At 44.2% G+C, this 8800-nt stretch carries 8 protein-coding genes; all 8 read right to left on the reverse strand.

The genetic code is table 11. The features are described 5' to 3' along the window. Positions 1-164 precede the first annotated feature (164 nt). On the reverse strand, positions 165-3356 hold the full coding sequence (locus PHV77_02200; protein ID MDD5504109.1) for an ATP-dependent DNA helicase: 3192 nt from the start codon (positions 3354-3356) through the stop codon (positions 165-167). Positions 3357-3359: 3 nt separating this feature from the next. Beyond that, a complete protein-coding gene (locus PHV77_02205; protein ID MDD5504110.1) occupies positions 3360-3779 on the reverse strand; it encodes a secondary thiamine-phosphate synthase enzyme YjbQ in 420 nt (139 codons plus the stop codon). Continuing rightward, positions 3769-4464: an endonuclease III domain-containing protein gene (locus PHV77_02210; GenBank protein ID MDD5504111.1), complete on the reverse strand. Its 696-nt coding sequence runs from the start codon at positions 4462-4464 to the stop codon at positions 3769-3771. The genes PHV77_02205 and PHV77_02210 overlap by 11 nt, the downstream gene beginning before the upstream one ends. Before the next feature lie 6 nt (positions 4465-4470). Then, positions 4471-5118: a TIGR00730 family Rossman fold protein gene (locus PHV77_02215; protein MDD5504112.1), complete on the reverse strand. Its 648-nt coding sequence runs from the start codon at positions 5116-5118 to the stop codon at positions 4471-4473. Between the two features lie 434 nt (positions 5119-5552). Further along, a complete protein-coding gene (locus PHV77_02220) occupies positions 5553-6533 on the reverse strand; it encodes a GDP-mannose 4,6-dehydratase (protein MDD5504113.1) in 981 nt (326 codons plus the stop codon). Between the two features lie 382 nt (positions 6534-6915). Next, a complete protein-coding gene (locus PHV77_02225) occupies positions 6916-7809 on the reverse strand; it encodes a tetratricopeptide repeat protein (protein ID MDD5504114.1) in 894 nt (297 codons plus the stop codon). Positions 7810-7881: 72 nt separating this feature from the next. Then, positions 7882-8343: a hypothetical protein gene (locus PHV77_02230; protein MDD5504115.1), complete on the reverse strand. Its 462-nt coding sequence runs from the start codon at positions 8341-8343 to the stop codon at positions 7882-7884. 3 nt (positions 8344-8346) lie between these two features. After that, positions 8347-8800 (reverse strand): hypothetical protein (locus PHV77_02235; protein MDD5504116.1); only part of this gene is annotated, 454 nt, incomplete at its 5' end.

Here is an 8800-nt window from a genome sequence, read left to right on the forward strand (position 1 = left end):
TCCTCGCTTCGCTCGGAATGACAGTGGTGACACTCGGAGTGACAGGCGTTGCCTTCGGCGCTCCTCTGAATGACAGAAGTGGCACTTGGAATGACAGTGGTGGACACTCGGAACGACAGTGGTGGCGCTTGGAGTGACAGTGGGAATAACAGGGGTGATGGTTTTTAAAGTAACGGTTGGTTAGGCCAGCAGATATGCTTATAATCGCAATTGCCGCATTTTTCTTTTGATTTATCGTATTCCGGCAGTTTATCAAAGCATAGCTGTTTTATGGATTTCCAGGAGTCTTTAACAACACATTCAAGCTCCGACACCATATCATCCGTTATTTTCAGGCTTATCCTGACATGCTCGCCTATCTTAAGCCCGTGTTTTTTATTTGAAGTTTTTGCCGGCTCAACAAAGACAAGCATTCCTTCGGCGACTTTTTTTGCCCCAGACGACTTATCGTTATCATAAAGCAATTTATACGCTATAAGCTGTCTTAGATAACCTTCACATTCAGCGCTTGAAAGGTCTTTGGTGCCGGATGAGAGTTTTTTGACGTGTTCGTCAGGCTTGCCTGTCTTGTAGTCAACCACCCTTATAAGCGTGTCCGTGCCGGCTATTGATTCGGTTTTATCGTATTTACCGGTAAAAACGAGATCATCACCCAAAAGTATTGACAGCTTGTTTTCAAGGCCCAAAGGCATGACCGGATTTATAGATTCTTTTGTATACCAGTCTTTTAATGAATTGACGTGTTCGGCGCATCTTAGCCTTATGGCTTCTTCAGGCCCCTGGTATTGGAGTTCTTTAAAAAAAGCCGCCTTAAAAAAATCATAATCCGGAAATTTTTTCTTTTTTCTAAAGAAATCATATACATCTTCAAGGCCTTTGTGGACACAGTTTCCAAATACCAGGCTTAGTTTTTTACCCGATGGAAGGCGCAGGACATCATTATACAAAAACCTGCGTTTGCAGTTTATGTAATTATTAAGGCTTGTGGGATTAAGCGTTAGATTTGATACCAGGTCCGAAAGGATATCCTCCGTGCCGATAAAAGGGTCCTGTTTATTGGAAACAAAGAGGCTCCTTCCTATTATCAGCTCTTCATCGGCCTCCTGGCTGATATTATCCCTGTCAATGCCTATGAGCTGAAGATACGCACTGCTTATATCGCCTTCGGCAGGGCTTGCCGTATAAATAAGATGCGACTTGGCCCGTGTTGAGGCGACATAAAACAGCCTTGTCTCATCATGGGAGGCAAGCTCGCGTTTTTTGGCCTTGTCGTGGGCTCTTTCGCGGGTTTTATAAATTTCCGGAGGAAGCGGTATCAGCGAAATCCTGTGCTTTACCGGCCAATTCTTGTCCTGAACACAAAACGGTATTATGACAGAATAAAATTCAAGACCTTTTGAGCCGTGAGCTGTGAATACGCGGACTCCGTTCTGGCTCATTGACACAAGCCTTCCCTGCAGGGCCATGCCGTGTTCTTTAAGCGTATTGAGCATATCCACGAGCTCACTCAACTTGGCGGCAGGCCTGTTGACATCGTCTTCTCTTACAAGATTTACAAAAGAACCCAAAGCTCGCAGGTCGCGTATACGCAGGACCTGATCGTCAATATATGACTTGAGGATAAAGCGAAACAGGCCTATGTCGTCTATGTATTGCAGAAGCGCGGTATGAGCGGGCAATGAATTCGCGTTGCGGATAAACCTCTTTATGGCCCATGCCGCCCTCTGCAGGGCCAAAGGATTTTTAAAACTGTATTTTTTGACAGCCCCAAGACAGGCCTCCTTATTGTCGTCAAAGCCTAAGTCAATATCGGCGGCGTCAAATATATCCATAAATTCCCTGAAAAAAGTTATTTCCTGCCTGGGCCTGGGATCCTGCCTGTCCGCGCGCATGGATTTTACGCGGTTAATGACCAGCAGGACGTCGGAAAGGGGTATTTGCATATAATCGCTTGTAAGCACGCCGAATAAAAGAGTGTCTTTTTCGGCCAGAGCTTCAGTCCTGGAGGAATCGGCAAGCATTATGATATCAATCATTTGCCTTACCCTTTTTTCGCCGCTGATGTCCTCTTTGCCGTCTGTCGCGTAGGGTATACCCGCGGCAAGGAAGGCGTCAACAATCTTTAATATGTCGGACCTTTTTCTTACAAGGACGGCAATATTATTGTAAGGGGCTTTTTTATCTTCTGCGGATATATCCGCTGATTTCTCAATAGCGGCTTTAAGTTCTTCAACGCGTTTTACGATAAAAAGAAGTTCTTCCGATTCAGTTGAAAATTCGCGAAACTCTATCACCTTGTCTTTGTAATTTTTGTTGGGCAGAAGCTGTTTTGCCGCTATCCTTTCATCCGCGGGCAGGAAATTGATTAGTTTTTCGGAAACCTTTATTATTTCCTCTGCCGAGCGGTAATTTTCTTTAAGAGATATTGTCTCAATGCCCGGATAAGCCTCTTTCAACAGCTTAAAATTACCCAGGCTCGCCCCCTGAAAACGAAATATTGACTGGTCATCGTCTCCTACACAGCAGAGATTGGGCTCTCCTTCGCCGGCCAGCTCCATAAGCAGGCCCAACTGCGCGCCGTTGGTATCCTGAAACTCATCAACCATAATATAACGGTATTGTTCCCGAAGGGCTTTTTTAAGCGCGTGATTTTCTCTAAGAGCTTTTGTGGAAAACAATATCATGTCGTCGTAATCATATCTTCCTCTCTCATCAAGAATGGCTTTATTTTTACCCGACTTGTATTCCTCGTAAAGTTTATAGACCTTTGCCAGGGCCAGTATTCTCGGAAGGTCTTTGTCTGATAAATAAATATCATCCGCCTTGGCCTGGCCTGCTATCGTTTCAAACTCGGCAAAGCTAATGCCCTCTTTTTTAATTTCGCTTATGGCCTCAAGTATTGATTTTTTATACATATAGGCGCTTCTAAAAGGCCTGATAGGGTCAATTCCCTCGGTATTGTCCAATATATATTCCATAAGCTTTACATTTTCAAAATCAGATATCATTATCCTGTCTTGCGTGTATTCGCGCGCCTCATCGGATTCAAGTATCACGGAATTGGCAAAGCTGTGAAATGTGCCTGCCTCAATATCATAACCGCCCCGGCCGAGTATCTTTACAAGGCGCTGTTTCATCGCCTTGGCCGCGGCATTGGTATATGTCAGCACAAGGATATTCTCGGGCTTTATTCCTTTTTTGCTGATAATGGCCGCCGCCCTTACCGATAAAAGTTCGGTTTTTCCCGTGCCCGGGCCTGCCAAAACAAGCAAGGGGCCGTCTGTCTTATCAACGACCTCTGCCTGGGCTTTATTTAATTTTTTATAATATTTGCCTAAATTATCCGCGGTTTCCATATACTATACTCCTGTAAAATGGAGCCTGATGTCTCTTTTTCTGTGACGATTATCAAAATCAAGCAAAACAATCTGCTGCCACGTTCCAAGGCATAATCCCCCATCCTCAAACGGTATGGTTACCGATGGCCCAAGAAGCGAAGCCCTTAGATGCGAATAGCCGTTGGCATCGCCCCATGTCTTATCGTGTTCATAGCCCACGCCAGACGGCGCGATTTTTTCAAAAAGACGCTTCATATCGGTTACAAGCGCGGGTTCGTATTCCATGGTGGTAATAGATGCTGTTGAGCCGATAACCGATACGCAGGCAATGCCTTTTTTTAGCCCGCTTTCAGTAAGCCTTGCGGCAATATCCGCTGTGATGTCAATAATGTCATTATTTCCTTTGGTGTTAAGCTGTATCCTGAATACCTCAACTCGCATGGGCTGTGCCTTTCAATTTACGCAGGACGCATTGAGAACATATAGGTTTTTTTCTACAGGTGTTTTTGGCATGCCGCACTATCAGGGCATGATATTCATTGAAAAGCCGGGTATCTCGGGGAAGATTATCCATAAACATTTTGCTTATAAAATCATAGCTTTTGGTATCATCGGCAAGGCCCATACAGCCGGCAAGCCTTCTTGTGTAAGCGTCAACTACAAAGACAGGCTTATCAAGCGCGTAAAGCAGTATGGAATCGCAGGTTTCAGGGCCTATGCCCTTTACCTCAAGAAGCCTTGCGCGCAGTAAAGCCGTATCCGATATCCGCATATTGCTGACGCGGCCCTTATGCTCGGAAAAAAGAAAATGTAGAAAACATTTAAGCTTTACGGCCTTCATATTATAATATCCGCTGGGCCTGATGGCCGAAGCGATTGTCCCTAACTTTGCTTTCCTTAAGGCAGGAGGCGATAAAAGGCCTTTGCGCCGAAGGCCTTTTATGGCCTTTTCCACATTGGACCAATTGGTGTTTTGCGTAAGTATGGCGCCTATAATTACCTCAAAGGGGCTTTTGGCAGGCCACCAGTTCTGCCTGCCGTATGACTTGAATAGTAAATTATATATTTGAATTATTACGGCTTTTTGGCCGGGGTTTGAGATAAGATTTTTTTTAAGGCAAGGCATAAGAGATTACTTTTTGTAATAGCCGCGTATTATGCGGATGACCTTATCCGCCGAATCCGCTATTTGGAACAAATTGAATTCATGGCCGCTGATAAGCCCTTTTTTAACGAGGGTGTTTTTTATCCATTGCACAATATCTTTCCAGTAATCGGAGCCTACCAGGATAACGGGAAAAGGCTGTATCCTTTCTGTCTGAATGAGTGTTACGGCCTCAAAAAACTCATCAAGCGTTCCGAAACCGCCGGGCATGACAACAAAGGCCTTGGCGTATTTAACAAACATGACCTTGCGGCAGAAGAAATATTTGAAGTCAATAAGATGGTTAACAAATGGATTGGGTTTTTGCACGATGGGTATGTGGATATTAAGCCCGATTGATTTGCCCTTTGCTCTCATGGCCCCTTTGTTGGCCGCCTCCATTATCCCGGGGCCGGCGCCTGTAATGACAGCGTATTTTAATTTGGCCAGCTTATAAGCGATCTCCTCGGCCAATTTATAGTATTTATCATTAGGTTTGGTGCGCGCCGAACCGAATACCGTCACGGCAGGGCCTACCTTGGAGAGTTCTTCAAAACCTTCAACAAATTCTCCCATTATCCTGAATACACGCCATGGGTCTTCCTGTGTAAAGTCTATACCTTTTATATTAGCCATTAGCTCTCCCTAAAGTATTTTAGAAAATATTATATCGCGCATGGCGGGCCTTTTCAAGCAGATTTGTTTTTTCCTGTCATTCCGAGCGACCCAATGTCATGCCGAGCATCACTTTTGTCATTCAGAGGAGCGCCGAAGACAACGCCTGTCATTCCGAGCGAAGCGAGGAATCTGGTACTCATTTCACCCCCAGATCCTTCGCGGCCTACTCTGACCCCGACTCGTGCCGCTCTGGATGACGCACGGGTCACTCCCAGATCCTTCGCGACCGAGGCGTGCCTCGCCTTCCGCCGCTCTGGATGACAAGCGAAGAACGCTTGTCATTCCGAGCGAAGCGAGGAATCTGGTACCGTCTCTCCTGATGATGCATAGGGTACACCGTCCTTCTCAACTTGGAGGCAGTGTGCCTTACAACTTTCAAAACGTCTGTTGGTTTAATTTATTGTTATAGAATTTACAAAATTATTATTGCAATGCCACTTTACAGTTTTTTCAATGCCCTTAGCGAGTTCTGTTTGCGGTATCCAATCAAGTATTTTATTCGCTTTTGATATATCAGCCCATGTTGCTTCCATATCTGTTTTATAGGGTTTTAGATATTTTTTGATAGCCTTCTTCCCTAATTGATGTTCAATTAAAGCGATAAGTTTAAGCAATGTATGAGGCTTATTATTACCGAGATTAAAAATATTGTAACCTTTTATTTTTAACGCTTTGATAGTAGCATCGGCGATATCGTCAATATAGGTAAAGTCTCTTTTTTGCCGGCCGTCGCCATATATTTCTACAGGCAACCCACGACGGATTTTTTCAATAAATTTAAAAGGGCTCATATCAGGCCTTCCCGCGGGCCCATAAACAGTGAAATACCGTAAGATACACGTATCTATGCCAAACAAATGGTGATATGTATAGCATAAAGCCTCGGCAGCTTTTTTTGTAGCGGCATATGGTGATATGGGTGTATTAACGGCAAGAGTTTCTTTAAAAGGCATTTTTTGACCCGCGTAAAGGGATGATGTGGATGCTGTAACGAATTTATTAATATTGTGTTGCCTGCAAAGTTCAAGTAAATTTAAAGTGCCGATCACGTTTGTGGTGGCATATATGAATGGATTTTCAACGCTGTATCTAACGCCTGCTCTTGCCGCGAGATTAATCACAGCCCCAGGTTTAGACATCTTAATTATGTGTTTAATATCGTTTATATTTTCTATATCACTTTTGTAAAATTTAAAACCTTTAAAGTGTTTAAGCTGGTTAAGCCGCCACTTCTTGAGCTGTGTGTCATAATAACTGTTTAGGTTATCAACTCCAATTACCATGGAGTTATTCTTAAGAAGGAATTCGCATGTTTTCCATCCTACGAAACCCGCGGCCCCTGTAACAATTATTGATTTTTTCTTATTTGTCATATGATAAAGATTATTTAAAAAAATGGTATTTTTTATTGTATTTTCTAAAAATTATAACAGTTTTTTTAACTTTTGCAAAGTTTAATTCACGTTGTCATTCAGAGGACCGCCGAAGGCGCGACGAAGGCCCCCTCTGTCATTCCGAGCGAAGCGAGGAATCTGGTACTCATTTCACTCCCAGATCCTTCGCGGCCGACTCCGGCCCCGCCTCGTGCCGCTCTGGATGACACAGGGGTCACCCCCAGATCCTTCGCGGCCGACTCCGGCCCCGCCTCGTGCCGCTCTGGATGACAAGCGAAGAACGCTTGTCATTCCGAGCGAAGCGAGGAATCTAGTACTCTTACTCCGGATAACGCGCGGGGAATAATGCGCCTTGCGCCTCTCAAGAGCCCTGTTCCTGTTTCTGCCATGAAGCGAAACCGCCCTTGAGGGCATATGCCCTATGGCCAAGGGCCCTGATATACTTCACTATCTCGCTGATATCCTCATCTGCCGATGAAAATACCACTATTACAGCCCCGCGGTTGGTGCTTTGAAGTATCCGCGAAAGGTCATCCTGCGAGCTTTTAAAATTATCCGACGAAAAACGTATGGAATTGGGTATGTAATTCGTATCTTGCTTGTCCCTGCTTCTTACGTCAAGCATCACTATGTCGCGTCCGGAATTAATGCGCTCATATATGTCGGAGGCTTCTACAAACATGTCCTCAAAGTAATTTGTCAATGCCGACTTTTGCTCAAAGGCGCCCTTGGCGTGGTGCAGTGCTATCAGGTTATTTACGCTTTTTCTTGTGTCAGGGTGGTCTGGCCCCAGCGCTTTGTCTCTTATGGCAAGCGAGCGCCTGTAATATGACTCTGCCTTGTCATAATCCGCCTTGGCATAGGAAAGCGTCCCAAGATTATTAAGCACCTGGCCTGCCTCCGCGCTTTCATTGCCGTATGCCTTTTGGCTTATCTCAAGAGAACGCGTATAGAAAACCTCGGCTTTATCATATTGTTTTTGTTTATAGTATAGCAGGGCAAGATTATTTAGCGCTGTGGCTACAACAGGGCTGTCTTTTCCAAGTGCATATTCCGATGCCTTCAGCGCCTCTTCTGCTCTGGCAAGGGCCTGGGCAAAGTCTCCGGCTTTATAAAATTCCACGGCCTCTTCGTTTAGCCTTTCCCATGGGGCAAAGCCCCTGCCTCCGGAGAAATCATCATCCTGGCAAAAAGCTATTTTGCAGGCTGTAATGGTAAATATCAATAGGCAGAAAAATATATGGGTTATTTTCATATGATATCTGTGTATAAACAAAAAAGCCCGATGTGATGATTCGGGCTGTTTTTGCCTTTAAATGCGGTATGTTTATTCACTCTCACTCATAAGTTCAGGCTCGGCCTGTGTTCGGTCAATGGAGTCAAATTCAGCTTTGACATTATCTTGGCTTATCTTATCAAATTCCGCTTCCTGGTAGTCTTTTTCGTCCAAGGAATCAAATTCAGCTTCATAATGGCTTTGTTCTGCCATGGTGTCAAACTCGGCTTTGTAATCATTATTTTCCGCAAGACTATCAAACTCCGCGTCCGCGTAGTCCTCTTCTTTTAAAGCGTCAAATTCCGCGATTATATTGGCAGAATCAGCATTATCTAAATCTGTTATTTGTTGCAATTCGGACGGCTTATCTATTTTATCAGCAATAACCCCGACTTGTTCTTGGCGCGCAGTTTCTTTAATTGCTTGTTCGTATTGGACATCGTGTTTGCGTAAATCCGCTTTGCAACCAGATAAAAGAATAGAAACTGATAAAAATATACAAAGATATATCATATTTTATGCTGGTGATTCTGTATTATTATTGCCATTTGTGCTATCTTTTGATACCCACTTCCATGACGCACCATTATTATAACGTATCCATAAACCGGTTTTTGCACTTGAAGCAGCCTGGCCGAAGTCAATTATAAGGTCGTCTTGGCCGTTGGAGTCAATGTCAGATGCCAGCATTTCATACACGCTATCTAGCGCAATATGTTTCCATGAAGCACTGTTATTATAACGTACCCATAAACCGGTTTTTGCACTTGAAGAATCCTGGCCAAAATCCATTACAAGATCTTTTATTCCATTACCATCAATGTCGGCTGTCAGTATTTCAGCTGTGCTATCTTTTGATACCCACTTCCATGACGCACCATTATTATAACGTATCCATAAACCGGTTTTTGCACTTGAAGCAGCCTGGCCGAAGTCAATTATAAGGTCGTCTTGGCCGTTGGAGTCAATG

Source organism: Candidatus Omnitrophota bacterium (genome assembly GCA_028716165.1).
Classification (GTDB): domain Bacteria; phylum Omnitrophota; class Gorgyraeia; order JABMRG01; family JABMRG01; genus JAQUQI01.

Coding starts and splice junctions, on each gene's coding strand:
- PHV77_02200 (MDD5504109.1), bottom strand. CDS start 3,356: ATGGAAACCGCGGATAATTTAGGCAAATATTATAAAAAATTAAATAAA.
- PHV77_02210 (MDD5504111.1), bottom strand. CDS start 4,464: ATGCCTTGCCTTAAAAAAAATCTTATCTCAAACCCCGGCCAAAAAGCC.
- PHV77_02205 (MDD5504110.1), bottom strand. CDS start 3,779: ATGCGAGTTGAGGTATTCAGGATACAGCTTAACACCAAAGGAAATAAT.
- PHV77_02215 (MDD5504112.1), bottom strand. CDS start 5,118: ATGGCTAATATAAAAGGTATAGACTTTACACAGGAAGACCCATGGCGT.
- PHV77_02225 (MDD5504114.1), bottom strand. CDS start 7,809: ATGAAAATAACCCATATATTTTTCTGCCTATTGATATTTACCATTACA.
- PHV77_02220 (MDD5504113.1), bottom strand. CDS start 6,533: ATGACAAATAAGAAAAAATCAATAATTGTTACAGGGGCCGCGGGTTTC.
- PHV77_02230 (MDD5504115.1), bottom strand. CDS start 8,343: ATGATATATCTTTGTATATTTTTATCAGTTTCTATTCTTTTATCTGGT.